Origin of the sequence: Streptomyces sp. NPDC019890 (assembly GCF_044903445.1) — a bacterium.
In the GTDB taxonomy this organism is placed as follows: Bacteria; Actinomycetota; Actinomycetes; order Streptomycetales; family Streptomycetaceae; genus Streptomyces.
In genome coordinates this window covers 107,575-131,581 of record NZ_JBJDQK010000013.1, presented here as the reverse complement: position 1 = coordinate 131,581, position 24,007 = coordinate 107,575, and the positions used below count along the sequence as shown (strand labels likewise).

Sequence of the window (24,007 nt, the reverse complement as noted above, 5' to 3'; positions counted from 1 at the left end):
GGTGCCCGGGCGTTGAAGGGGTGTCGGCGGTGGCCGGTAGGCTTTCTGTATGAGTGCTGTACCCCGTTCGGAGAATGCGGCAAAGCCGGCCGGCCGCTTCCGCCGTATGCTCGACCGGCTGTCCACCTCCCAGCAGGAGCTCGAGTCCGAGGAGCTGCAGGAGGACGCTGAAGCCTCGGGGTGTACCCGCATCGCCGAGTGCGGTGACCGCCAGATAGTCAGGGTGGCTGGTACGTTGCGCACGGTCACCCTGCGTCCCAGGGCCGGGGTGCCCGCGCTGGAGGCGGAGCTCTTCGACGGTACGGCCCCACTGGACGTCGTCTGGCTCGGCCGTCGGTCCATCGCGGGCATCGAACCGGGCCGCAGGCTCATCGCCTCGGGCAGGATCTCGATGAGCCACGGCCGCCGGGTGCTGTTCAACCCCAAATACGAACTCCGACCACTCGGACAGGAGTAGCCGGTGACGTCTCTCGACAAGCCGACCACCACGACGAACGACCAGCAGCAGGACAGCGACGCCAAAGCAGTGACGGAGGCGGCGCTCTTCGAGGCCTTCGGCGGCGTGCGCGGCATGGTGGAGACGGTCCTGCCCGGACTGCTGTTCGTCACGATCTTCACAGTCAACAAAAACCTGCACATCTCGGCGATCGCGGCCCTGGCGGTCTCGCTGCTGCTCGTCGCCGTCCGGCTGATCCGCAGGGACACCGTCAAGCACGCGTTCAGTGGCGTCTTCGGGGTGGCCTTCGGTGTCGTCTTCGCGATGATGACCGGCAATGCGAAGGACTTCTATCTGCCGGGCATGCTCTACACGCTGGGCCTGGCGCTGGCGTACATCGTGACGGCGATCGCGGGCGTGCCGTTGATCGGCCTGATCCTGGGCCCGGTCTTCAAGGAGAACCTCTCCTGGCGGAAGCGGAACCCTGGCCGCAAGAAGGCATACACGAAGGCGAGCTGGGCGTGGGGCCTGATTCTGCTCGCCAAGTGCGCGATCCTTTTCCCGCTCTACTGGTGGGCGGACACCGAGCAGCTGGGCTGGGTGCTGGTGGCCCTGAAGATTCCGCCGTTCCTGCTCGCGGTGTACCTGACCTGGGTCTTCCTCGCCAAGGCACCGGCACCGATCGACGTCTTCGCGGAGATGGAGGCGGAGGAAGCCGCCGAGAAGGAGCGCAAGCGCACCGCTGAGCGGTTCGAGGGCGCGATGGAGCCGCTGGTCGACGAGGCGGTTCAGCGCCTCGCGGACGGCCCGGCGAAGCACCGCAAGCCGTAGCGCACCGCTGCCCGTCGACGGGGCCCGGGACCGGAGCCGGTCCCGGGCCCCGCGCGCGTTGCACCGGCCAGGTGCCCCTGAAAGCAAAGTGGCCCGGGAAACCATCTGGTTCCCCGGGCCACCGCGGTCGTACTCGACCCCGGCGTCAGCTCGACGCGTCCTCGCGGCGCACCGAAAGCAGGTCCTCCAGCTGCTCCTCGCGCGCCTGCGCCGCCACGAACAGCAGCTCGTCGCCCGCCTCCAGCGTCTCCTCCGCGCCCGGCGTCAGCACCCGTGAGCCGCGGATGATCGTGACCAGCGAGGTGTCCTCCGGCCACTCCACATCGCTGACCTGCGTGCCCGCCAGAGCCGACTCGGGGGGCAGCGTCAGTTCGACCAGGTTCGCGTCGCCATGGCTGAAGCGCAGCAGCCGTACGAGATCGCCGACGCTCACCGCCTCCTCCACGAGCGCCGACATCAGACGCGGCGTGGAAACCGCGACATCGACGCCCCACGCCTCGTTGAAGAGCCACTCGTTCTTGGGGTTGTTGACGCGGGCGACCACCCGCGGCACCCCGTACTCGGTCTTCGCCAGCAGCGAGACGACCAGATTGACCTTGTCGTCACCGGTCGCCGCGATCACCACATTGCACCGCTGCAGCGCCGCCTCGTCCAGCGACGTGATCTCGCACGCGTCGGCCAGCAGCCACTCCGCCTGCGGCACCCGCTCCACCGAGATCGCCGTCGGCGCCTTGTCGATCAGGAGTACCTCGTGCCCGTTCTCCAGCAGCTCACCCGCGATGGAACGACCCACCGCGCCGGCGCCCGCAATAGCGACCCGCATCAGTGACCGCCCTCCTCAGGGCCCTCGGCGAAGGCCGCCTCGACCTTCTCGATCTCGTCCGTACGCATCATCACGTGGACCAGGTCGCCCTCCTGCAGCACGGTCTGCGACGACGGCAGAATCGCCTCACCCAGCCGGGTGATGAACGCGACGCGCACGCCGGTCTCGTCCTGCATCCTGCTCACCTTGTGCCCGATCCAGGCGCCGGAGGTGTGCACCTCGGCGAGCTGCACTCCGCCGCTCGGGTCGCGCCACAGCGGCTCCGCGCCGGACGGCAGCAGCCGCCGCATCATCTGGTCGGCCGTCCAGCGGACCGTGGCGACGGTCGGGATGCCGAGCCGCTGGTACACCTCGGCGCGGCGAGGGTCGTAGATACGGGCCGCGACGTTCTCGATGCCGAACATCTCGCGGGCCACCCGCGCGGCAATGATGTTGGAGTTGTCGCCGCTGCTGACCGCGGCGAAGGCGCCGGCTTCCTCGATCCCCGCCTCGCGCAGGGTGTCCTGGTCGAAACCGACCCCGGTGACGCGGCGGCCGCCGAAGCCGGAGCCGAGACGGCGGAAAGCCGTCGGGTCCTGGTCCACGACGGCGACAGTGTGCCCCTGCTGCTCCAGGGTCTGCGCGAGAGCGGCTCCCACTCGCCCGCACCCCATGATGACGACGTGCATCGCCCCGTTACCCCGCACTCCTGGTCATCCCGCTGACCTGCAGAAACACTGAGCTCACATCTTCCTTCTCGGCTCGCCGGGCAACTACGGGGCAACGGCAAGCGGCGTTGCCCGGTGATGAGCTTATGCCGCGACCGCGCCATTGCGTTCATCAGAGGGAGGACTGGCCTCTCGGCCTGTCCCCGAGTTGCAGGGGTGGCGGGTGGGCGAGGCATTGGCCGAAGCCTTACGCTTACGTGTTGTGTCCAAACTGACCGACGTGCCCAAACGGATTCTCATCGGGCGGGCCCTGCGCAGCGACAAGCTGGGAGAAACGCTCCTCCCCAAGCGCATCGCACTCCCCGTCTTCGCTTCCGACCCGCTGTCCTCCGTGGCGTACGCACCGGGCGAAGTCCTCCTGGTGCTCTCCATCGCGGGTGTGTCGGCCTATCACTACAGCCCGTGGATCGCGGTCGCCGTCGTGGTGCTGATGTTCACGGTGGTGGCCTCCTACCGGCAGAACGTCCACGCCTACCCGAGCGGCGGCGGCGACTACGAGGTCGCCAACACCAACCTCGGCCCCAAGGCCGGTCTGACCGTCGCCAGCGCTCTGCTCGTCGACTACGTGCTCACGGTGGCCGTGTCGATCGCCTCCGGAGTCGAGAACCTCGGCTCCGCGATCCCCTTCGTCGTGGAGCACAAGGTCTTCTGCGCCGTCGCGATCATCATCCTGCTGACGCTGATGAACCTGCGCGGCGTGAAGGAGTCGGGCAAGCTCTTCGCCATCCCGACCTATGTCTTCGTCGCGGGCGTCTTCATCATGATTGCCTGGGGCGCGTTCAGGGGGTTCGTCCTCGACGAGACCATGAAGGCCCCGACGGCCGACTTCGAGATCAAGGCCGAACACCAGGGTCTGGCCGGCTTCGCCCTGGTCTTCCTGCTGCTGCGGGCCTTCTCCTCCGGTTGTGCCGCGCTCACCGGCGTCGAGGCGATCAGCAACGGCGTCCCCGCCTTCCGCAAGCCGAAGAGCAAGAACGCGGCCACCACACTGGCCCTCATGGGCGGTCTGGCCGTCACCATGTTCTGCGGCATCATCGGCCTGGCCATGGCCACCGATGTGAAGATGGCCGAGCAGCCCGCGCACGACCTGCTCCAGAACGGCACCCCGGTCGGCAGCGGCTACGTCCAGAATCCCGTGATCTCCCAGGTCGCGGCCGCCGTCTTCGGCGACGACACATTCTTCTTCGTACTGCTCGCCGCGGCCACCGCGCTGGTCCTGTTCCTGGCCGCCAACACCGCGTACAACGGCTTCCCGTTGCTCGGCTCGATCCTCGCGCAGGACCGCTATCTGCCCCGCCAGCTGCACACCCGCGGCGACCGGCTCGCCTTCTCCAACGGCATCGTGCTGCTGGCCGGAGCGGCCATCCTGCTGGTCTGGCTCTACGGTGCCGACTCGACCAAGCTCATTCAGCTCTACATCGTCGGCGTGTTCGTCTCCTTCACCCTCAGCCAGACCGGCATGGTCCGGCACTGGAACCGTCATCTGAAGACGGAGAGGGACCCGGCCAAGCGCCGTCACATGATCCGCTCCCGGGCGATCAACACCTTCGGCGCCTTCTTCACCGGCCTGGTACTGGTCGTCGTGCTCGCCACCAAGTTCACGCACGGTGCCTGGGTGGCGCTGCTCGGCATGGTGATCTTCTACGGGACGATGACCGCGATCCGCAGGCACTACGACCGGGTGTCCGACGAGATCGCCGCGGAGGAGGAGCGCCCCGACGACTATGTGCGCCCCTCGCGTGTGCACTCCATCGTTCTGGTCTCCAAGATTCACAAGCCGACGCTGCGCGCCCTCGCGTACGCCAAGCTGATGCGCTCCGACAAGCTCGAAGCCGTCAGCATCAGCGTCGACACGGCCGAGACGAAGGCGCTCAAGGAGGAGTGGGAGCGGCGCGGCATCAATGTGCCGCTGAAGATCCTCGACTCCCCGTACCGCGAGATCACCCGGCCGGTCATCGACTACGTCAAGGGGCTGCGGCGCGAAAGCCCGCGGGACGTGGTCAGCGTCATCATCCCCGAGTACGTGGTGGGGCACTGGTACGAGCATCTGCTGCACAACCAGAGCGCGCTGCGGCTCAAGGGGCGGCTGCTGTTCACCCCCGGCGTGATGGTGACGTCCGTGCCGTACCAGCTGGTGTCCTCCGAGGCGGCGAAGAAGCGGGCGCGCAAGCGCCAGGAGTGGAACGCTCCGGGTTCGGTGCGCCGCGGGCCCGTGGATCAGCGCCCCAAGGAGCCCAGCGGCAAGAGCTGAGGGGTCCGCACACCCACGTAGACTGGGGGGCTGTCGTCCGCAGACGGACGGCGGCCCCCTCTCTCATCCCTGGAGTCACCCCGTCATGCAGAACGCATCCGAGTCGTCGCTGGTCGGGGAGGAGTACGAGGTCGAGGTCGGCCCCGTCGCGCACGGCGGCCACTGCATCGCCCGCACCGAGGAGGGCCGGGTGCTGTTCGTACGGCACACGCTGCCCGGCGAGAAGATCGTCGCCCGCATCACCGAGGGCGAGGAGGACTCGCGCTTCCTGCGCGCCGACGCCGTACGGATCATCGAGGCGTCCAAGGACCGCGTCGAGGCACCCTGCCCGTACTCCGGCCCGGGCAAGTGCGGCGGCTGCGACTGGCAGCACGCCAAGCCGGGCGCGCAGCGCCGCTTCAAGGGCGAGGTGATCGCCGAGCAACTCCAGCGGCTCGCGGGCCTTACGCCCGAGGAGGCCGGCTGGGACGGCACTGTCATGCCGGCGCCGGGGGACAAGCTGCCCGCGGGCGAGGTGCCCGCGTGGCGTACGCGCGTGCAGTACGCCGTCGACGCGGACGGCCGCGTGGGGCTGCGCAAGCACCGCTCGCACGACGTCCAGCCGATCGACCACTGCATGATCGCTGCCCCGGGGGTCACCGAACTCGGCATCGAGAAGCAGGACTGGCCGCAGATGGCCTCGGTCGAGGCGATCGCGGCGACCGGATCCAGCGACCGCCAGGTCATCCTCACCCCGCGCCCGGGCGGCCGACTGCCGCTGGTGGAACTGGACAAGCCGGTCTCGGTGCTGCGCGTGGAGGAGCGCGACGGCGGAGTGCACCGGGTGCACGGCCGCGCCTTCGTACGGGAGCGCGCCGACGAGCGTACCTACCGCGTGGGCATGGGCGGCTTCTGGCAGGTCCACCCGCAGGCCGCCGACATCCTTGTGAAGGCGGTCATGCAGGGCCTGTTGCCGCGCAAGGGCGACATGGCGCTCGATCTGTACTGCGGCGTGGGCCTGTTCGCGGGCGCGATCGCTGACCGTGTGGGCGAGAAGGGCGCGGTGCTCGGCATCGAGTCGGGCAAGCGCGCCGTCGAGGACGCGCGCCACAACCTCCAGGACTTCGAGCGCGTACGCATCGAACAGGGCAAGGTCGACCAACTCCTGCCGCGCACCGGGATCACCGAGGTGGACCTGATCGTGCTCGACCCACCGCGCGCGGGGGCGGGCAAGCAGACGGTGCAGCACCTGGCGGGCCTGGGCGCACGCCGTATCGCATATGTGGCGTGCGACCCTGCGGCACTGGCCCGGGACTTGGCGTACTTCGGGGAGAACGGCTACCGGCCGCGCACGCTGCGGGCGTTCGATCTGTTTCCGATGACGCATCACGTGGAGTGCGTCGCGATCCTTGAACCTGCCGCAAAGGGCGTCTGACCTGCGGTTTCAGGCCGTGTGCGTGGTGAAAGCAGGCCGCAGTTTCCCCTGGCACCTGCGTGATCCTGTTTGACCCTCACAATGGCGGTCCAGCGGGTGTGTGACGAGCGTTACCGCCCATGATCGGCCGGGGTCACATCGGCGTAATGGGCGTTTCGTACCGTCGGGGGCACGCTTCGATCAACGGAAGGCCATACGGTGCCCCCACAGGACTCGTCGACGGCCGCCTCCCAGGTACGGACGGTCTGCTCGTACTGCGGGGTGGGCTGCGGGATGGTCCTCGACATCGCGTCCGGCCCCGACGGCCGCCGCAAGGTGCTCAAGGCATCGGGCGACAAGGCGCACCCGGCCAACTTCGGACGGCTGTGCACCAAGGGCGCGACAACGGCCGACATGCTCGCTGCCCCCGGCCGGCTGACCACCGCACTCGTGCGCACCGAGCGCGGGGCTGAGCCCATACCTGCTGGTGTGGACGAGGCGATCACCAGCACGGCGCAGAGGCTGCGCAGCATCATCGACGAGCATGGGCCCGACGCCTTCGCGTTCTACGTGTCCGGGCAGATGAGCCTGGAGGCGCAGTACCTGGCGAACAAGCTCGCCAAGGGCTTCATCCGCACCAACCAGATCGAGTCCAACTCCCGGCTGTGCATGGCGAGCGCGGGCACTGGCTACAAGCTCTCCCTCGGCGCCGACGGCCCGCCCGGTTCCTACCAGGACTTCGAGAAGGCGGATGTCTTCTTCGTCATCGGCTCCAACATGGCCGACTGCCATCCGATCCTCTTCCTGCGGCTGATGGAACGGGTGAAGGCGGGAGCGAAGCTGATCGTCGTCGACCCGCGGCGCAGCGCCACCGCAGACAAGGCCGGTCTCTTCCTGCAGATCAAGCCGGGAACCGACCTGGCTCTGCTCAACGGCCTGCTGCACCTTCTGGTGGAGAACGGTCACACGGACTCCGGTTTCATGGCGGAGCGCACCGAGGGCTGGGAGGCGATGCCGGAGTTCCTGGCCGACTACCCGCCTGCGACCGTCGCCGAGATCACGGGAATCCCGGAGGCTGACATTCGCCGGGCGGCCGAGTGGATCGGCGAAGCCGGGGAGTGGATGAGCTGCTGGACCATGGGGCTCAACCAGTCCACCCATGGCACCTGGAACACCAACGCGCTGATCAATCTGCATCTGGCCACCGGCGCGATATGCCGCCCTGGCAGCGGCCCGTTCTCGCTCACCGGCCAGCCCAACGCCATGGGCGGCCGCGAGATGGGCTATATGGGCCCCGGTCTGCCCGGTCAGCGGTCGGTGCTGGTGGATGAGGACCGCGCCTTCGTGGAGGAGTTGTGGGGCCTCGAGCCCGGCACCGTACGCAAGGACGGATCGGGCAAGGGCACCGTAGAGATGTTCCAGCGCATGACCGAGGGCGAGATCAAAGCCTGCTGGATCATCTGCACCAACCCCGTTGCCTCGGTCGCCAACCGCAGGACCGTCATCGAAGCCCTGGAGACGGCCGAACTCGTCATCACCCAGGACGTGTTCGCCGACACCGAGACCAACGCCTACGCCGACGTCGTGCTGCCCGGTGCACTGTGGACCGAGACCGAGGGCGTACTGATCAACAGCGAGCGCAATCTCACCCTCGCCCAGCCCGCCGTCGACCCTCCGGGGGAGGCGCTCGCGGACTGGCGGATCATCGCGCGTATCGCCTGCGAGATGGGATACGCCGACGCTTTCTCCTACGACAGCGCCCAAGAGGTCTTCGAGGAGATCAAGGGCGCAGCGAATCCGAAGACCGGATACGACCTGCGGGGCGTGACCTACGAGCGGCTGCGCACCACGCCTGTGCAGTGGCCCGCCGCGACTACCGACGGCCCGGACCGCAACCCGATCCGCTATCTGGGCGAGGACGGCACCGGCCCGGTGTTCCCGACGGCGAGCGGACGGGCCGTCTTCTTCGCCCGCCCGCACATCCCGGCCGCCGAAATGCCCGACGACGACTACCCGTTCGTCCTCAACACCGGACGGCTCCAGCACCAGTGGCACACCCTCACCAAGACCGGAAAGGTCGCCAAGCTCAACAAACTCAACCCGGCGCCGTTCGTCGAGCTCCATCCGGAGGATGCCCGACGGCTGGGGATCGTGGAGGGCGACTCGGTGGAGGTGGCGTCCCGGCGCGGCCGGGCCGTGCTGCCGGCCGTGGTGACGGACCGGGTGCGGCCTGGGTGCTGCTTCGCGCCGTTCCACTGGAACGACCTGTTCGGGGAGTACCTGAGTGTCAATGCGGTGACCAGCGACGCGGTGGACCCGATCTCTTTCCAGCCTGAGTTCAAGGTGTGCGCGGTGACGCTGGCGAAGGTCGCCACTCCGGTAGCCGTGGCTACGGCGCCCGTTGCCGTCCCCGCCGAGGAGCCGGCCGCGATCGTGCCGACCGCCGTCCAGCCCGGCGTGGCCTCGATCTTCGGGCTGGAGAACACGCCGCCGCCCGTGCTCGCCGAGCACGAACGCCAGTACCTGGTCGGCTTCCTCGCCGGACTTGAATCCGGCGCGCGCGGTGTTCCCGTACTGCCGCCCGGTGCGCCGTTCCGCGAGGACCACGCGCGGTGGGTGAACGGCGTGCTCGCCGGCATGTACTCGCGTGCCCCGCAGAGCACAGAGGAACCGACGACGCAGGCCACTTCCCGGGGCCGTGAGGTGGTCGTGCTGTGGGCCTCGCAGACCGGCAATGCCGAGGAGTTCGCCGCGGCCGCCGCCGACCGGCTCACCGCAACCGGGCACCGCGCTGCGCTCGTCGGCATGGACGACGCGGACCCCCGGTCCCTCCCGGCCGCCGCCGACCTGCTGTTGATCACCAGCACTTTCGGTGACGGCGACGCGCCCGACAACGGATCCGGGTTCTGGGACGCCCTGACAGCTGCCGACATCCCGCGCATGGACGGCAGGCGGTACGCGGTCCTGGCCTTCGGGGACTCCTCGTACGACGACTTCTGCGGCCACGGCCGTCGCCTGGACCAGCGTCTGGACGAGCTGGGGGCCGTACGCCTGGCCCCGCGCACCGACTGTGAACCGGACTACGAGCCCTCTGCCCACGCATGGCTCGACCACGTCCTCGGCAACCTCACCGCACAACCGACGGCCGGCTCGGCCCCTGCCCCGGCTGCCGCACCGGTCCGCAGCGCGAAACCGGCCCCCGCCGCCGCCCGGCTCACCGGCAACCGGCTCCTCAGCCTCCCCGGGGCGGGCAAGGAGGTCCGCCGGTTCACCTTCGACTCCAGCGACAGCGAGACTCCGCTCGCCTACGAGGCCGGTGACGCTCTCGGCGTGCACCCCGTCAACTGCCCCGATCTCGTGACCGAATGGCTGGCCGTCACCGGCCTTGACCCTGCCGCCGCTGTCGACGTCGCCGGCATCGGCGAGATCCCCCTGACCGACGCCCTGCACCAGCACCTGGACATCACCAGGCTCACCCCCGCCCTGCTGGGCTTCATCACCGAGCGCACCGGCGACCGCGACCTCAAGAAGCTGCTGCGCCCCGACAACAAGGGCGAGCTCGCCCGGTGGTCCTGGGGCCGCCAGGCCGTCGACGTCATCACCGAGCACCCCGTGCGCGCCACACCGCAGGAGTGGGCCGGTGTCCTCAAGCGCCTGCAGCCCCGCCTGTACTCGATATCCTCCAGCCCGCTCGCCGACCCCCACCAGGTGTCACTGACGGTCTCCGTCGTCCGGTACGAGAACCTGAACGGCCGCCCCCGCAAGGGCGTGTGCTCGCCGTTCCTCGCCGACGCCGCGGCTGACACCCCGGTGCCGGTCTTCGTCCAGCGCTCCCCGCACTTCCGGCCGCCGGTGGACCCCGACACACCCATGGTGATGGTCGGCCCCGGGACCGGAGTGGCTCCCTTCATCGGCTTCCTCGAGGAGCGCCGGGCCCGTGGCCACCGAGCCCCCGGCTGGCTCTTCTTCGGCGAACAGCACCGCGCCACCGACTTCTACTACGAGGACGAGCTGACCGCCTTCCTCGCCGACGGCACGCTCACCCGCCTCGACACGGCCTTCTCGCGCGATCAGCGCGCCAAGATCTACGTCCAGGACCGGATGCGCGAACACGGTCCCCAGCTCTGGTCCTGGCTCCAGGACGGCGCACACTTCTACGTCTGCGGCGATGCCGCGCGGATGGCCAAGGACGTCGACCAGGCGCTGCGCGACATCGCCGTCACCCACGGAGGCCTCGACCAGGACGGAGCTGCGCTGTACGTCAAGCAGCTCGCCGCCGACAAGCGGTATGTCCGCGACGTCTACTGACTCGGCTCAGAGGGCCACCACGGTTGCTTCGGTCGCTTTGACGCTTGTCCATACGGGAGTTCCGTCGGCGAGGCCGAGTTCGGCGGCGGCCTGCGGGGTGATCTCGGCGACGAGGTCCGGTGCCTGGTCGGAGGTGATCAGGATGCGTAGCCGGCTGCCGCTGGCAGTGATTTCGCGGACGGTGCCGGGCCAGACGTTGCGGGGGCTGCCGGTGGGCTTGTCGCGGTGAACGGCGACGGCTTCCGGGGCGATGACAGCGAGGGCTTCGACGCCCGTGGGAAGTGGGTCAGCGACGATGAGTGTGCCGCCGCCGGGGAGTTGGAGACCGTCTGGGGTGGCGGTTCCTGGCCAGGCGTTGCGGCCGAGCATGCGGGCGACCCAGGGGGAGCGGGGGTGGCGGGTGACGTCGGTGGGCGGGGCGTCCTGCAGGGCGCGGCCGTCGTCGAGAACGAGGACCCGGTCGGCGAGCGCGACGGCTTCGACGGGGTCGTGAGTGACGATCAGGCATACACCACCGAAGCCGTCGAGATGACGGCGCAGGGTGTGCCGGACCTGGGCGCGGGTGGTCTGGTCGAGTGCGGCAAGCGGCTCGTCGAGCAGGAGGAGCCTGGGGCGTGCGGCCAGCGCCCGGGCCAGGGCCACACGTTGGGCCTGTCCGCCCGAGAGCTGAGTGGGCCTGCGGTGCGCGAGATGCCCGACGCCGAGCCGGTCCAGCCACTGTTGGGCGTCGCGACGGGCCTCGGCGCGCGGTACGCCGTGAGCGCGAAGCCCGTACGCGGTGTTGGCCAGCGCGCTCATGTGCGGGAAGAGGGCACCGTCCTGCGGGACCCACGCCACGCCCCTGCGGTGCGGAGGGAGTGCGGTGGCATCCCGGTCGCCGAGCCGGAGTTCGGCGTGGGCGCGTGGGGTGAGGCCGAGGAGGGCACGCAGCAGGGTGGTCTTGCCTGCGCCGTTGGGGCCGACGACGGCGATGGTGGTGCCGGGTTCGGCGTCCAGGGTGAGCCGGTTGAAGCCGGTGACGTCGGCGTGCAGGGACCAGAGCTCCTGCGGAGCCGCGCGCTGTGCATCGGCGGGCTCGGGGGCCGGGGCCACACCTGGTTCGGCTTCGTCCACCGGGGGCCTGGTTTCGTGCGAGCGGACGGCGGGCGTACCTGTCCAGCGGCCACGCAGCGCTATGAGCACCAGCATCGCGATGGCGAGCAGCAGCAGCGAGACCGATGTCGCTGCCTCCGGCTCGTCCTGGAGCAGCAGATACACCTGCAGGGGCAGCGTCTGGGTGGTGCCGGGGAGGTTGCCGGCGAAGGTGATGGTGGCGCCGAACTCGCCCAGCGCCCGGGCCCAGGTGAGGGCCGCTCCCGCGATGAGACCCGGGGCGACCATGGGCATCGTCACGGTGAAGAACACCCGTACAGGAGGGGCCCCGAGTGACGCGGCGGTCTCCTCGTAACGGGGCCGCAGTCCGCCCAGTGCGCCTTCGAGGCTGATGACGAGGAACGGCATGGCGACGAAGGTCGCGGCGAGGACCGCGCCCGAGGTGTGGAAGGGCAGGGTGATGCCGAACGTGTCCTCCAGCCAGGGGCCGAGCAGTCCGCGGCGGCCGAACGCGAGGAGCAGGGCCACACCGCCGACGGTCGGTGGCAGCACCATCGGCAGCAGCACGAGGGAGCGCACGAACGCCTTGCCGGGGAACGGCACACGTGCCAGCAGCCACGCCAGCGGTACGCCCAGGACCAGAGACAGCCCGAGAGCCCAGCACGAGACCAGCAGCGAGAGCCGCAGCGCCTCGATGGTCCCCGGAGCCGTGAGATGGCTCGCGAGTTCGCCCCACTGAGTCCGTACGAGGATCCCGATCAGCGGCAGCAACAGGAACGCGACGGCCAGCAGTGCAGGGATCGCCAGGGTGATCGGCGTGCGGGAGCCCGGTGCGCGACTGCGGATTCGGTTCATCGGAGATCCCTGGACTCGGGGTGATGGTGATGGATGAGGGAAGGGGGCTGTCCGTTCCCCCGGAACGGACAGCCCCCTCGCGGCAGTCGTCGGGGCTACGGCTTCTGGAAGCCCGCGTCCTGGAGGATCTTCTGTGCCTCGGGCGTGGACAGCCACGCGACGAACGCGGCGGCGGCATCGGCGTTCTTGGACTGCTTCAGCGCGGCGGCCGGGTATTCGGCGATGGCGTTCTGCGCGTCGGGGATCTCGACGGCGTCGACCTTGTCGGGGGCCGTTTCGGCGTCCGTCTTGTAGACGAGACCGGCGTCGGCCTCGCCGAGCTCGACCTTGCTCAGCACGGCCCGGACGTTCGGCTCCTGCGAGACGGGCTTCACGGTGATCTTCTGGGCGTCGAGGATCTTCTTGCTGTACTTGCCGGCCGGCACCTCGGGGGCGGCGAGCACAACCTTCAGCTTCGTGTCCGCGAGGTCCTTGAGTTCGTCGACCTTGTGCGGGTTGCCCTCGACGGTCGCGATGACGAGGCGGTTCTTCGCGATGACGGTCGGGGTGCTCGTGTCCGCCTTCACGCCGTCCATGCTCTTGGTGTCGGCGGTGACCAGGGCGTCGGCCGGGGCGCCCTGCTTGACCTGGGCGACCAGTTCCTGGGAGCCCGCGAAGGAGAACGTGATCTTCGTGCCCGGGTTCTTCTTCTCGTACGCCGCGCTGGCGGTCTTGAACACATCGGTCAGCGAAGCGGCTGCCAGCACCGTCAAGTTGGCCTTGGGAGCGCCGGTCGCTGACTCGGTGGCCTTCGCGCTGCCGGTGTCCGTCTTGGGGTCGTCGTTGCCGCATGCCGTGAGCGGAACGAGGAGTGCAGCAGCCAGTACAGCGGCGGCGGCGCGGCGTCTGGTGAACGTGAGGGACATGAGGGTGGAACTCCCTGGGGACGTGGTCGGCTGGTGCCGTCCGAGCGGATGGTGATGAGCCGCGCCGGTGACGGGCGACGCCGCTTGGTTGCGCGAGGGGTCAGGTGCGGTCGATGTGCACGCTGGTCGACTTCACGCGGGCGGTGGCCTGCATGCCGACCTCCAGACCCAGTTCCTCCACGGCCTCCCGGGTCAGGAGCGATACGAGCCGGTGAGGTCCTGCCTGGATCTCGACCTGGGCCGCTACGTCGCCGAGCTTGACCGCGGTGACGATGCCGGGGAAGGCGTTGCGGGCCGAGGTGTAGGAGGCGTCGTCCTCGCCATTGCCGCCCTGGGCGACCTCGATGGAGAAGGCGGCCAGATCCCGGCCGTCGATAAGACGGCGGCCGCTGTCGTCGCGATGGGTCGCGACCCGGCCGGCGTCCGCCCAGCGGCGCGCGGTGTCGGGACTGACGCCGAGCAGACGTGCCGCCTGTCCGATGGTGTAGGACTGCATGGGTGACACGCTAGAGCGATTCGCCTGGCATTTGCAAGTCTAGATATGATTATCCATCGCAAATGCCAGTTGACTGGAGGAAGAGCCAATTGATCGGACGCGGTGATGCCAGTGCGGTGTACCGGCGAGAAGTTGTTGCTCCGGACCGGACGGTTGCTGGAGCCGCGTATGGCCGGACTCAGACGTCTCCGCGCGCGCCCGCGGGTTCGTCGGACAGGCGGCAGGCGCCGATCCAGATGCTGGTGACGGCGCTGATGTAGCGCGCGCCGCAGCGGTCGGACGGTACGACGAGCTGGGTGCCCGCCGCGTCGAGGTCTTGCCCGTCCATGCGGGTCGCCAGCAGCATGGGTGCGTTGCCGAAGTCGGCGTCGATCTCTGCCCACGACAGAACGGTGTGGTGGCCGTCCCCGCCGCTGACGGCCAGCAGGAAGCGGGAGCGGTCCTTGCGCCGGCGGGGATCGAAGCCGGGGCGGGCGTCACCGACCACCTCTCGGAGCAGCGGCCCGTGGAAGGTGTGGTGCTGCGGGCCGTTGGTGGCGCACTCGAAAACCACGTCGGCCCGATGCTGCTCCCAGCCCTGCCGCAGGTCCGCGACGCTCAGTGTGACCGGCTCCGCCACGTCGCCGCACACGACGAAGGACCCGGTTTGTGCGGCGCTTGTGCGGGGCGGAGCGCTGAGTCGACTCATCAGGTCCCCTTCGAACGGTCGGTGCGGCGACTGCGCCCAGTGATACCCGACCACCGTCCCGAAGAATCGTGTTTGCGAGCCGGTATCGCGACTTTCCCTCGCGATTGTGAGGTTGCTACGAATGTCCGGGGAGCATCCTCCGGGTTCATGCGCCAAGGGCCGGGCTCCCGGCTGCGGACCTGGCGTGCCGGTCGAGAGCGAGCCAGACCCGGTCCCGGGCCAGGGACGGCTGCTGCCCAGCGGACGGGCGTCGCACACCAAGCTGTTGGAGACCCTCGAGGGTCTTCCTCGCGCACGACTGTTCCTGGGCCCGGACCGCCGAGGCGCTGCATCTGCACGTGAACACCGACCACTACCGCATCCAGCGCATCGACGTCCTCACGGGACGCGACCTGTCCCGCCTCGACCACAAGCTCGACCTGCGTGCCGCGCTGCTCTGCCGCTGACCCGTCTCGCTTGTCACGGGAGGTCGATGTGCACGTTCGTCGACTTCACCCGCGCCGTGACGGTGACCCCGACCTCGATCCCAAGTTCCTCGACGGACTCCCGGGTCACCAGCGAGACCAGCCGGTGCGGACCGGACTGGATCTCCACCTGCGCGGCGACATCGTCGACGTGCACGGCGGTCACGATCCCGGCGAACGAGTTGCGCACGGAGGTGGATACAGCGTCCGGTACCGGATGCATGCCCGCGGTCCGCTCCTTCGCGAACGCCGCCAGGCTCACGCCGTCGATCACCCGGTTGCCCGAGCCGTCCCGGTCCATGCGCAGCCGTCCGCCGTCCGCCCACCGGCGAACGGTCTCCGAACTTACCCCCAGCAGCCCTGCTGCCTGCCCAATGCTGTACGACGGCACACCCGCACTCTAGGCCAGGGCCAGGTGCCTGCCTGGCCGGACCACCGGTCGTGGTGCTGACCTGCGGTCCGGACCTGGTCCGTGACTTCTGGCTGTACGAGTACGCGCCAGAGGTCCTGGAGACCGAGGCCCGGCGATACCCGGCGAGCACTGACGGCTTCAACGAGGCGTACCCGGGCCGGCGGCCCGCCGGGCGGGTGGTTCACGGCCGCTTCACATGCGGTCGATGTGCACGCTGGTCGCCTTCACACGGGCGGTGGCCTGCATACCGACCTCCAGGCCCGGTTCCTCGACGGCTTCCCGGGTCAGCAGAGAGACGAGCCGGTGCGGCCGCCTGGATTTCCACCTGGGCCGCGACATCGCCGAGCTTGATGGCCGTGACGATGCCGGGGAAGGCGTTGCGGGCGGAGGTGTAGGAGGCGTCGTCCTCGCTTCCTCCTTGGGATGCGACACGATAGGTCCATTATTTGCGCGCTATCGGCCGTCGCAGACGATGTCCCGGAATGGTCGCTCGGGGGCCTCGCCATCGCCCAACGCGGCCCGGGAGAATGGTTCGCTCCGGTTTGCCACCCACTGCGCATCATCCGCCTGGTGCCTGCGGCGCGTGCGGAAACGGCTGCGATGAGCGTGGCTACAGTTCCAGTGACAGAGCAGGTGAAAACCTCGCATACTGCCCCACAACTGAAGGCGTTTTCTCTATGAGCCTGAGCATCCGCAACCAGATTCCCGGCACCGTCACCAGCGTCACCCCCGGCGAGGTCATGGCCGCCGTCAAGGTCCGCCTCAACGGAGGTCAGGACATCACCGCAGTCATCACGGTGGACGCGGTCAAGGAGCTGGGCATCGCCGAAGGCTCTTCCGTACGCGCACTGGTGAAGTCCACGGAAGTGGCTCTGGCCACCGGCCCGGTCGAGGGCGTGAGCATCCGCAACCAGATTCCCGGCACCGTCACCGACGTCGCCACCGGCGGCGCCATGGCCGGTGTCAAAGTGAACGTCGAGGGCGGCGAACTGACCGCCGCGATCACCAAGGACGCCGTCACCGACCTCGGCCTCTCCGCCGGCTCCTCCGTCGTGGCGCTGATCAAGTCCACCGAGATCTCACTCGCCAACGCCTGAGGTCACTGATCGGCCCCAGGGTCGCGAGCGTATGAAGGCCCCACCGTGCGGGGCCTTCTGCGCTACCGAGCGGCACCCGCCTCCGGAGCGTCCGAGGAACCGACGGCCGAGACCGCACGTCACTTTGCGCCGGAGCCGGTCGCTTTGCGCCCGGTCCGGGCGGCCCAGGTGCGGTGCACCTCCGCCGTGAGGAAGGCCAGGTCGAGTGACTGGCTGCGGTTGAGCCGTGGATCGCAGGCGGTCTCGTACCGCTGGTGCAACTGGTCGAGCAGGATCTCCTTGCCCCCGCCCACGCACTCGGTGACATCGTCACCGGTCAGTTCCACGTGAATGCCGCCCGGGTGGCTGCCGAGGCTCGTGTGCACTTCGAAGAAGCCCTTCACCTCGTCCAGGACATCGTCGAACCTGCGCGTCTTGTGCCCGGAAGCCGTGGTGAAGGTGTTGCCGTGCATGGGATCGCATACCCACACCACCTGGGCCCCGGCGCTCGTCACCTTCTCCACCAGCTCCGGCAGGAGGTCCCGCACCTGCGTTGCGCCCATGCGTGAGATGAACGTCAGCCGGCCGGGTTCCCGGTCCGGGTCCAGCCGTTCGACCAGTTCGACCGCCTCCTGAGGGGTCGTCGACGGGCCCAGTTTCACCCCGATCGGATTGCGTATGTCTGCCGCGAAGGCGATGTGGGCGCCGTCCGGCCGGCGGGTCCGTTCCCCGATCCAGACCATGTGGGCGGAGGTGTCGTACAAGCCACCCGTGCGGGAATCCACCCGGGTGAGTGCCCACTCGTAATCCAGCAGAAGCGCCTCGTGCGACGCATAGAACTCGTTCGTCAGCCGTTCGTCCGGTTCACTTCCGCATGCGCTCATGAAGTTCAGAGCGTTGTCGATCTCCCGTGCCAGCGACTCGTAACTCTGTCCCGCGGGAGACGTTCTGACGAAGTCCTGGTTCCAGGCGTGCAGTTGCCGCAGGCCCCCATATCCCCCGGACATGAAGGCCCGCACGAGGTTCAGCGTCGCCGAAGAGGCGTGGTACATCCGCTTCAGCCGCCGCGGATCGGGCGTGCGGGCCCGCGCGGTGAACTCGAGTGCGTTGACCGCGTCACCTCGGTATGCGGGCAGCGTCAGACTGTCCCGGGTCTCCGTCGCGCTGGACCGGGGCTTGGCGTACTGGCCCGCGATACGTCCGACCTTCACCACGGGCACCGATCCGGCGTAGGTCAGCACGATGGCCATCTGGAGCAGCGTCTTCAGCTTGCTGCTGACCTGGTCGGCCGAGAGCGAGTCGAACGTCTCGGCGCAGTCGCCGCCCTGGAGCATGAACGCCTCGCCGCGGGCCACCGCCGCGAGCCTGCGGCGCAGCTGATCGCACTCGCCGGCGAAGACCAGGGGCGGCACGGCAAGGAGTTCGGAGACGACCTCGCGCAGCGCGGACGCGTCGGGCCAGTCCGGCTGCTGTGCGGCCGGGAGGGCGTGCCAGGCTTCGATCCGATGGCCGGGTGTGACCGGCATCGGTTCCTGGGGCAGGTTCTTGGTTGCCTGAACTGTCATCGGCTTCAGTCCCTCACCTGAGTGTGTTCCCCTGTGGCCCACAAGGCCGTGCAGCGGTGTTCGGAATGCTGATGAAAACGTATGCGAAAGACCCGCCGCGCGGTGACTCAGGCTGCTTATCTCCTTGATAGTCAACGGTAATTGGCGCAGTCCTGCATCGCGTGAATAGGGTCGACGGTGTCCTGCACGAGCCCCTTGGGCGAAGGTGTTTCCCGCCTGGAGGAAGGGTCATTCGATGACGCCTGTGATAATCGACGGAAATTCTCTTACGCTGGCCGACGTTGTATCCGTGGCCCGCGATCCGGGGAAGGAGGTCCTCTTTTCAGAAGCGGCACTCAAGGCATGCGAGGAATCTCGCGACCTCAAGCTGCGGCTTATTTCCACGGGGCAGCCCATCTACGGCGTGACCACCGGGTTCGGCGACAGCGTCACCACGCAGATCGCGCCGGCCAAGGCGGCCCAGCTGCAGCGCAACATGATCCGCTACCACCTCAACGGAACCGGTCCGCTGGCCCCCGCGGAGGTTGTCCGGGCGACGCTCCTCATCCGGGCCAACTGCCTGGCACGCGGCAACTCGGGGGTCCAGCCCGCGGTGGTCGAGCGCCTCCTCGACCTGCTGCGGCACGATGTGCTGCCCGAGATCCCCGAGCGCGGATCGGTGGGAGCGAGCGGTGACCTGGTGCCGCTGTGCTACGTGGCCTCGGCCCTCATAGGCGAGGGCCCGGTGCTCCACCGCGGGGAGAGCAGGGACATCGCGGACGTCCTGGCTGCGATCGGCCTCGAGCCGATCGTGCCCGAGGCCAAGGACGGCCTGGGGCTGATCAACGGCACGTCCTTCAGCGCCGCGTTCGCCGTGCTCGCCGCCCGCGATGCCCACCAACTCGCGGTGACCGCGGACATCTGCACGGCGCTGGCCTCCGAGGCGCTGCTGGGCAATCGCGGGCATTTCGACGACTTCATCCACGAGCACCGCCCGCACCGGGGCCAGCGGGACAGCGCCGCGCTCCTGACCGCCCTGCTGGACGGCTCGGAGCTGTCCCTGCCGCACAGTCAGGTTGTCGACCTGAACGAGCCGCTGGAGGGGCGCGGCCACGGCAAACTTCGCCGCAGCATCCAGGACCGGTATTCACTGCGGTGCGCACCCCACGTCAACGGCGTGCTGCGCGACACGCTGGACTGGGTGGACCGGTGGCTGGAAACCGAGATCAATGCCTCCACGGACAACCCCCTGTTCGACGCCGACAGCGGGGACGTGCACAGCGGCGGCAATTTCTACGCGGGACATGTCGTGCAGGCCATGGACTCCCTGAAGGTCGCGGTGGCCAATATCGCGGACCTGCTCGACCGGCAGTTGGAACTTCTGGTCGACGAGAAGTTCAACAACGGGCTCACTCCGAACCTGATCCCGCGATTCGCGGACGACAGCTGGGACGGGGGTCTGCACCACGGTTTCAAGGGAATGCAGCTGGCCTGTTCGGCGATCACCGCTGAGGCGCTGAAGACCTCCAATCCGGCGAGTGTCTTCTCCCGGTCCACCGAGGCGCACAACCAGGACAAGGTCAGCATGGCGCCGATCGCGGCACGCGACGCGCGCACCATCGTGGGTCTGACCCGCGAGGTGACGGCGATTCACCTGCTGGCCGCCTGCCAGGCACTGGACCTGCGAGGCACAGAAGAAATGAGCCCGCGCACCCGGGCCGTGCACGGCGTCATCCGTGCCTCCGTGCCGTTCGTGGACGGGGACCGTCGCATGGACCACGACATCGCGGCCGTCGTGGAGCTGATCCGTTCGGGAGCCGTCGCCGAGGCGGCGGGCGTACCTGCCTCCTGACGGGGCCCGACAACCCGCAGCCCGCCACCGGATTCCAGAAGGAGAAGTCATGCTGCTCATGCGAGACGGTTTTGCGCGAAAGGAAGCGGAACGGCAGTTCGACGAGCACGTTTCCCTCGTCACGGAAGTCTTCGCGGGACGTGCCGATCTGGCGTCCGTGCACGGGGACAAGCTCGTCCGTACGCTCGTCGCCGCGGCGCGTTCGCAGCTGTACGAGGGCGTTCTTCCGCAGCGGTTGCGCGAGATACTGGACGGCGGCGGGCCCGTCGACCCGCACTGGGTGCTCGGCGAAGTCTTTCCGGCGCTGCCCCTGCTGGAAAAGCCGCTTCTTGGCAAACTCGGCCATCATGCGTTCACCCGAGAGGTCGGGGAGTTCCTGCACTACTACGAGTCGTCGGGCACGACCGGGAATCCCATCGCCGCTCCCAAGGCCGTGGACGATCTCGTCGTCAATACGGTGAACATCGGCGAGATGTGGGGGCGGATCGTACGACCGGGCGACATGGCGATGATTCTGATCAACGCACCGTTCGCTCCCGCCGCTTACCAGTTCGAGAAGGTGCTGGAATACCTGGGTGTGAATTCGCTGCGCCCCTGGGTCGACAACATCACCGGTGACTACAGCCGGGTGCTGCGGCTGGTCGAGGAGCTGGCGGTCAATGTCTTTGTGGGACCGCCCTCCCGGCTGCTCGAACTGATTCAGTTCGCCCGGCGTCAGGGTGCCCCGATACCGCGCTTCGAGACCTTGCTTCTGATGGCCGAGCAGACCGGGCCCAGCTTTGTGCGTCATCTGGAGCGGCTGACGGGTGCGAGGGCCTTTGTGGCGGCGTACGGCTCGTCCGAGACCGGAACCACCGCTGTCTCCTGCGAGGCCGGCAGTCTTCACCTTCAGGTCCAGAGCTATCTGCTGGAGCTGCACGACGACTCCGGAACCCGGCTGGTCGACGGTCGGCCCGACCGGGGTGAACTCGTCGTGACCACACTCGACCTGGCGGCCCGCCCGCTGCTGCGCTACCGCACCGGCGACCTGGTCGAAGTCGACTCCGGATCGTGCGGCTGCGGCCTCGCGCTGCCGGTCCTGCGCACGCAGGGGCGGTCGCAGGATGTGCTGTCGCTGTCCGATCGGGGGATCCGCCAGAACGATGTCGAGGCGATGATGTGGTCGCCGGACGCGCCCAAGCCCGTCGTCCTCAACTACATGCTGATCCTCCACGCCGGCGATGTCCTCTGCCTCACCACGACCGACGAGCCGCCCGGCCGTGGATGGTCCGAGGACATGGCGGCCAGGCTGGCGGAGCTGTTTCCCGGACGCCGCCTGGTGGTGCGGGCGGTGGAGCAGCTCCCTCCGCTGGCTTCGCTGGGGCAGTACTTGGGCTGGAAGCTGTCGCGAGTGCTGGACCTCGACGAAGAGCGCAACTGGGACCGGCTGCCCGGTCCCATCGAGGTGATCGTCCGTCAAACCCTCGGCCAACTGGCTAGTTCGTAGGTTGTGGAACTACTGAACCATGCCTAGTATCGGGGACCGCTGCCGCAGCTCGCGGCAGCGGACCGTCTGGAGACACCCATGACGCATCGCGCGGGATTCTCGATCCCGTTACACGGCGTACCCCTGCGGGACCACCGCACGATCCTGGAAAGGGCGCCCGACTGGGGCTACACGGACGCCTGGACCGCCGAGTCGGCCGGACCGGACGCCTTCACCCCGCTCGCGCTGGCCGCCGCGTGGTCTCCGTCCCTGCGGCTCGGCACCTCCGTGGTGCCGGCCCAGACCCGGGGACCCGCCACTCTGGCCATGACCGCCGCCACCCTCGGAGAGGCGACGCAAGGGGGAGTGGTCCTCGGGATCGGCGCCTCGGGGCCGCCGTTCGTGGAGGACATCAACGGCATCCCGTTCCGCGATCCGTACCGGCGGGTGCGGGACACCGCCCGGTTTCTGCGCACGGCGTTCCGGGGGGAGGTGGTCCAGGGGTCCTTCGACACCTTCGACATCAAGCGCTTCCAGCTCTCCACGCTTCCGGCCGAGGCGCCGAGGGTCATGCTCGGCGCGCTCCGTCCGGGCATGCTCCGGCTCGCCGCCCGGGAAAGCGAGGGGGCGATCACCAACGTCCTGACGGTGGAGGACGTGTCGCGAGTGGTACGGGAGTTCCGTACCGGCGGCACGCACCAGGAGCTGATCGGACGCTTCTTCGTCTGTCCCACGCCCGACCGTGAACTCGGCCGCATGATCGGCCGACAGGTACTGACGCCGATGCTCATGGCCCGCACCTACTGGGCTTTCCACGAGTGGCTGGGGCGTGCGGAACTGCTCAAGCCCATGCGTGAGGCGTGGCTGGCCGGTGACTGGCACCGTGCCCAACTGCTGCTGCCGGACGCGCTGGTGGACGAGCTGTTCGTGCACGGCAGCCCGCAGGAGTGCCGTGCGCACCTGGACCGGTTCGTGGCCGCCGGCATCGACACCACGATCATCGCCCTCATCCCCTCCCCGGAGTTCGACCAAGGCCTGCCCGGTGCGATGGCCGCCCTCCACGCACTCGCCCCGTCCGGCTCCTGACCGCCGCTCCCTTTCCCCGGAGGTTTCATGTCCGCCACCGCAGCCGTCGGCGGCCGCGCCCGTCCCGCGCCGTTCGAACCGCAGACCAAAGCCCTGCTCGCCGTCGGGGCGTTCGCCGCCCTGCTGGTCGGTTCCGACACACTCGTCGTCTCCCCCCTGATCCCCAGCATCGCCGCGGCCACGCACACGTCCGCGCATTCCGGAGGACTGCTCGTCACGGCCTACGCGCTCGTCTACGCCGTGCTCGGGCCGCTGTTCGGCCCGGTGTCCGACCGCTGGGGCCGCAAGCCCACCGCCATCCTCGGGCTCGTCGTCTTCTCGGTCAGCACCGCGCTGACCGGGGTCGGATCCAGCTTCGCCCTCACGCTCACCTTCCGGGCGCTGGCCGGACTGGGGGCGGCCATGTTGCTGCCGAGCGTCTTCGCCGCCGTCTCCGACAGGGTGCCCGCCGAGCGTCGGGGGTCGGCCATCGGCGTGATCACCGGCATGCTCATGGGCTCGTCCGTGATCGGTGTGCCGGCCGGCGCGCTCGTGGCGGAGGCCGCCTCCTGGCGCTGGTGCTTCTTCGGCCTCGGCGCGCTGGGCGTCATCGCCCTGTTCTGCGCGGTGCTTCGCTTCCCGGCGGGGCAGCCGCCCCGTCAGCTGCCGGGCGGACCGGTCCAGGTGTACCTCGGTCAGTTCAAGGCCGCTGTGTCGATGACCCCGGTGCTGTTCGTCCTGGGCTCGACGATGTTCTGGAGCGCCGGACTCCAGGGGATGTTCGCCAACGTCGGTGAGTTCTACCAGGCGAACTTCTCCCTGAGCACCGGGCAGACCGGCCTGGCCATGCTGCTGGCCGGTGGATGCAGCGTCGTCGGCAATCTCTACGGAGGGCGTACGGCCGACCGGTACGGGCGCAGGCTGGTGATCGCCGCCGCCGGCACCGTGGCTTCGCTGGCCGTCATCGGCTTCTCCCTGTCCACCGGTGCCCTCGTCGCGGCCATCGTGGTGCAGGGCGTGTGGGGCGCGGCCATCGGCTTCGGGCAGGCGTCCTTGACCACGCTCGTCAGTGAGCTGAGCCCCCGCGCCCGCGGGACCGCGCTCTCACTGAACGCCTCCGCGCAGTACGTCGGCGTGATGGCCGGAACCGCGGCCGCCGCCGCGCTGCTGTCGTCGGGCGCCGGCTTCCTCGTCATCGGCGTGCTCTGCGCGCTGTGCACGATCGTCGTCGTCCCCCTGGTCCTTGTCTCCAAGCCCCCGGCCGCCGAGGGATCGCCCTCGGGGGCGAGCACCGCGACCGCCGGGAATCCCGTACCCAGCCGAGAAGGAAAGGCAAGCTGAATG

General features: G+C 69.0%; 18 protein-coding genes and 2 pseudogenes. 11 read left to right on the top strand and 9 right to left on the bottom strand.

Annotation, left to right across the window (positions count from 1 at the left end):
• Nucleotides 1–49 precede the first annotated feature (49 nt).
• Together ACI2LP_RS29185 and ACI2LP_RS29180 are read left to right on the top strand one after the other, a co-directional pair.
• Nucleotides 50–457, top strand: a complete 408-nt coding sequence (locus ACI2LP_RS29185) for an OB-fold nucleic acid binding domain-containing protein (protein ID WP_404727520.1) — start codon at nucleotides 50–52, stop codon at nucleotides 455–457.
• A 3-nt stretch (nucleotides 458–460) separates the two neighbouring features.
• On the top strand, nucleotides 461–1,267 hold the full coding sequence (locus ACI2LP_RS29180) for a DUF3159 domain-containing protein (protein ID WP_404727519.1): 807 nt from the start codon (nucleotides 461–463) through the stop codon (nucleotides 1,265–1,267).
• A 145-nt stretch (nucleotides 1,268–1,412) separates the two neighbouring features.
• Here ACI2LP_RS29180 and ACI2LP_RS29175 read toward each other — a convergent pair whose 3' ends face one another.
• Both ACI2LP_RS29175 and ACI2LP_RS29170 read right to left on the bottom strand, forming a co-directional pair.
• Entirely contained in the window at nucleotides 1,413–2,090 is a 678-nt protein-coding gene (locus ACI2LP_RS29175; protein ID WP_404727518.1) for a potassium channel family protein, read from the bottom strand.
• Nucleotides 2,090–2,758 carry a TrkA family potassium uptake protein gene (locus ACI2LP_RS29170; RefSeq protein WP_360870224.1) on the bottom strand — a complete coding sequence of 223 codons (669 nt, stop codon included), beginning with the start codon at nucleotides 2,756–2,758 and terminating at the stop codon, nucleotides 2,090–2,092. Before ACI2LP_RS29170 ends, ACI2LP_RS29175 begins: the two co-directional genes overlap by 1 nt.
• 241 nt (nucleotides 2,759–2,999) lie before the next feature.
• On the opposite strand from ACI2LP_RS29170, the gene ACI2LP_RS29165 reads away from it, so the two are divergent.
• From ACI2LP_RS29165 to ACI2LP_RS29155, 3 genes are all read left to right on the top strand, one after another.
• The gene (locus ACI2LP_RS29165; protein WP_404727517.1) at nucleotides 3,000–5,048 is read left to right on the top strand and encodes an APC family permease; all 2,049 of its coding nucleotides are present in this window, start codon (nucleotides 3,000–3,002) and stop codon (nucleotides 5,046–5,048) included.
• Nucleotides 5,049–5,133: 85 nt separating this feature from the next.
• Entirely contained in the window at nucleotides 5,134–6,462 is a 1,329-nt protein-coding gene (locus ACI2LP_RS29160; RefSeq protein WP_404727516.1) for a class I SAM-dependent RNA methyltransferase, read from the top strand.
• Nucleotides 6,463–6,735: 273 nt separating this feature from the next.
• Entirely contained in the window at nucleotides 6,736–10,749 is a 4,014-nt protein-coding gene (locus tag ACI2LP_RS29155) for a molybdopterin-dependent oxidoreductase (RefSeq protein WP_404727561.1), read from the top strand.
• 6 nt (nucleotides 10,750–10,755) lie between these two features.
• Here the strand turns inward: ACI2LP_RS29155 and ACI2LP_RS29150 are convergent, their stop codons facing one another.
• From ACI2LP_RS29150 to ACI2LP_RS29135, 4 genes are all read right to left on the bottom strand, one after another.
• The gene (locus tag ACI2LP_RS29150) at nucleotides 10,756–12,696 is read right to left on the bottom strand and encodes an ABC transporter permease (protein WP_404727515.1); all 1,941 of its coding nucleotides are present in this window, start codon (nucleotides 12,694–12,696) and stop codon (nucleotides 10,756–10,758) included.
• A gap of 95 nt (nucleotides 12,697–12,791) precedes the next feature.
• Nucleotides 12,792–13,601 carry a molybdate ABC transporter substrate-binding protein gene (modA, locus tag ACI2LP_RS29145; protein WP_404727514.1) on the bottom strand — a complete coding sequence of 270 codons (810 nt, stop codon included), beginning with the start codon at nucleotides 13,599–13,601 and terminating at the stop codon, nucleotides 12,792–12,794.
• A gap of 100 nt (nucleotides 13,602–13,701) precedes the next feature.
• Nucleotides 13,702–14,097, bottom strand: a complete 396-nt coding sequence (locus ACI2LP_RS29140; protein WP_404727513.1) for a molybdopterin-binding protein — start codon at nucleotides 14,095–14,097, stop codon at nucleotides 13,702–13,704.
• A 178-nt stretch (nucleotides 14,098–14,275) separates the two neighbouring features.
• Nucleotides 14,276–14,785, bottom strand: a complete 510-nt coding sequence (locus ACI2LP_RS29135; protein ID WP_404727512.1) for a molybdopterin-dependent oxidoreductase — start codon at nucleotides 14,783–14,785, stop codon at nucleotides 14,276–14,278.
• Nucleotides 14,786–15,032: 247 nt separating this feature from the next.
• Between ACI2LP_RS29135 and ACI2LP_RS29130 the strand changes: the two are divergent.
• Nucleotides 15,033–15,231 (top strand): annotated as a pseudogene (locus ACI2LP_RS29130) (helix-turn-helix domain-containing protein); the annotation flags it as partial.
• A 13-nt stretch (nucleotides 15,232–15,244) separates the two neighbouring features.
• Here ACI2LP_RS29130 and ACI2LP_RS29125 read toward each other — a convergent pair.
• Entirely contained in the window at nucleotides 15,245–15,640 is a 396-nt protein-coding gene (locus tag ACI2LP_RS29125; protein ID WP_404727511.1) for a molybdopterin-binding protein, read from the bottom strand.
• 213 nt (nucleotides 15,641–15,853) lie between these two features.
• Nucleotides 15,854–16,073 (bottom strand): annotated as a pseudogene (locus tag ACI2LP_RS29120) (molybdopterin-binding protein); the annotation flags it as partial.
• A 265-nt stretch (nucleotides 16,074–16,338) separates the two neighbouring features.
• Between ACI2LP_RS29120 and ACI2LP_RS29115 the strand changes: the two are divergent.
• On the top strand, nucleotides 16,339–16,758 hold the full coding sequence (locus tag ACI2LP_RS29115; protein WP_404727510.1) for a molybdopterin-binding protein: 420 nt from the start codon (nucleotides 16,339–16,341) through the stop codon (nucleotides 16,756–16,758).
• Nucleotides 16,759–16,877: 119 nt separating this feature from the next.
• Here ACI2LP_RS29115 and ACI2LP_RS29110 read toward each other — a convergent pair whose 3' ends face one another.
• The gene (locus tag ACI2LP_RS29110) at nucleotides 16,878–18,263 is read right to left on the bottom strand and encodes a class II 3-deoxy-7-phosphoheptulonate synthase (protein ID WP_404727560.1); all 1,386 of its coding nucleotides are present in this window, start codon (nucleotides 18,261–18,263) and stop codon (nucleotides 16,878–16,880) included.
• A 274-nt stretch (nucleotides 18,264–18,537) separates the two neighbouring features.
• Here ACI2LP_RS29110 and ACI2LP_RS29105 point away from each other — a divergent pair, with 274 nt between their 5' ends.
• From ACI2LP_RS29105 to ACI2LP_RS29090, 4 genes are all read left to right on the top strand, one after another.
• Nucleotides 18,538–20,133, top strand: a complete 1,596-nt coding sequence (locus tag ACI2LP_RS29105) for an aromatic amino acid lyase (RefSeq protein ID WP_404727509.1) — start codon at nucleotides 18,538–18,540, stop codon at nucleotides 20,131–20,133.
• 49 nt (nucleotides 20,134–20,182) lie between these two features.
• On the top strand, nucleotides 20,183–21,619 hold the full coding sequence (locus ACI2LP_RS29100) for a phenylacetate--CoA ligase family protein (RefSeq protein WP_404727508.1): 1,437 nt from the start codon (nucleotides 20,183–20,185) through the stop codon (nucleotides 21,617–21,619).
• A gap of 78 nt (nucleotides 21,620–21,697) precedes the next feature.
• Nucleotides 21,698–22,684, top strand: coding sequence for an LLM class F420-dependent oxidoreductase (locus ACI2LP_RS29095; protein ID WP_404727507.1), 987 nt, complete (start codon nucleotides 21,698–21,700; stop codon nucleotides 22,682–22,684).
• Between the two features lie 27 nt (nucleotides 22,685–22,711).
• The gene (locus ACI2LP_RS29090) at nucleotides 22,712–24,004 is read left to right on the top strand and encodes an MFS transporter (RefSeq protein ID WP_404727506.1); all 1,293 of its coding nucleotides are present in this window, start codon (nucleotides 22,712–22,714) and stop codon (nucleotides 24,002–24,004) included.
• Nucleotides 24,005–24,007: the final 3 nt, after the last annotated feature.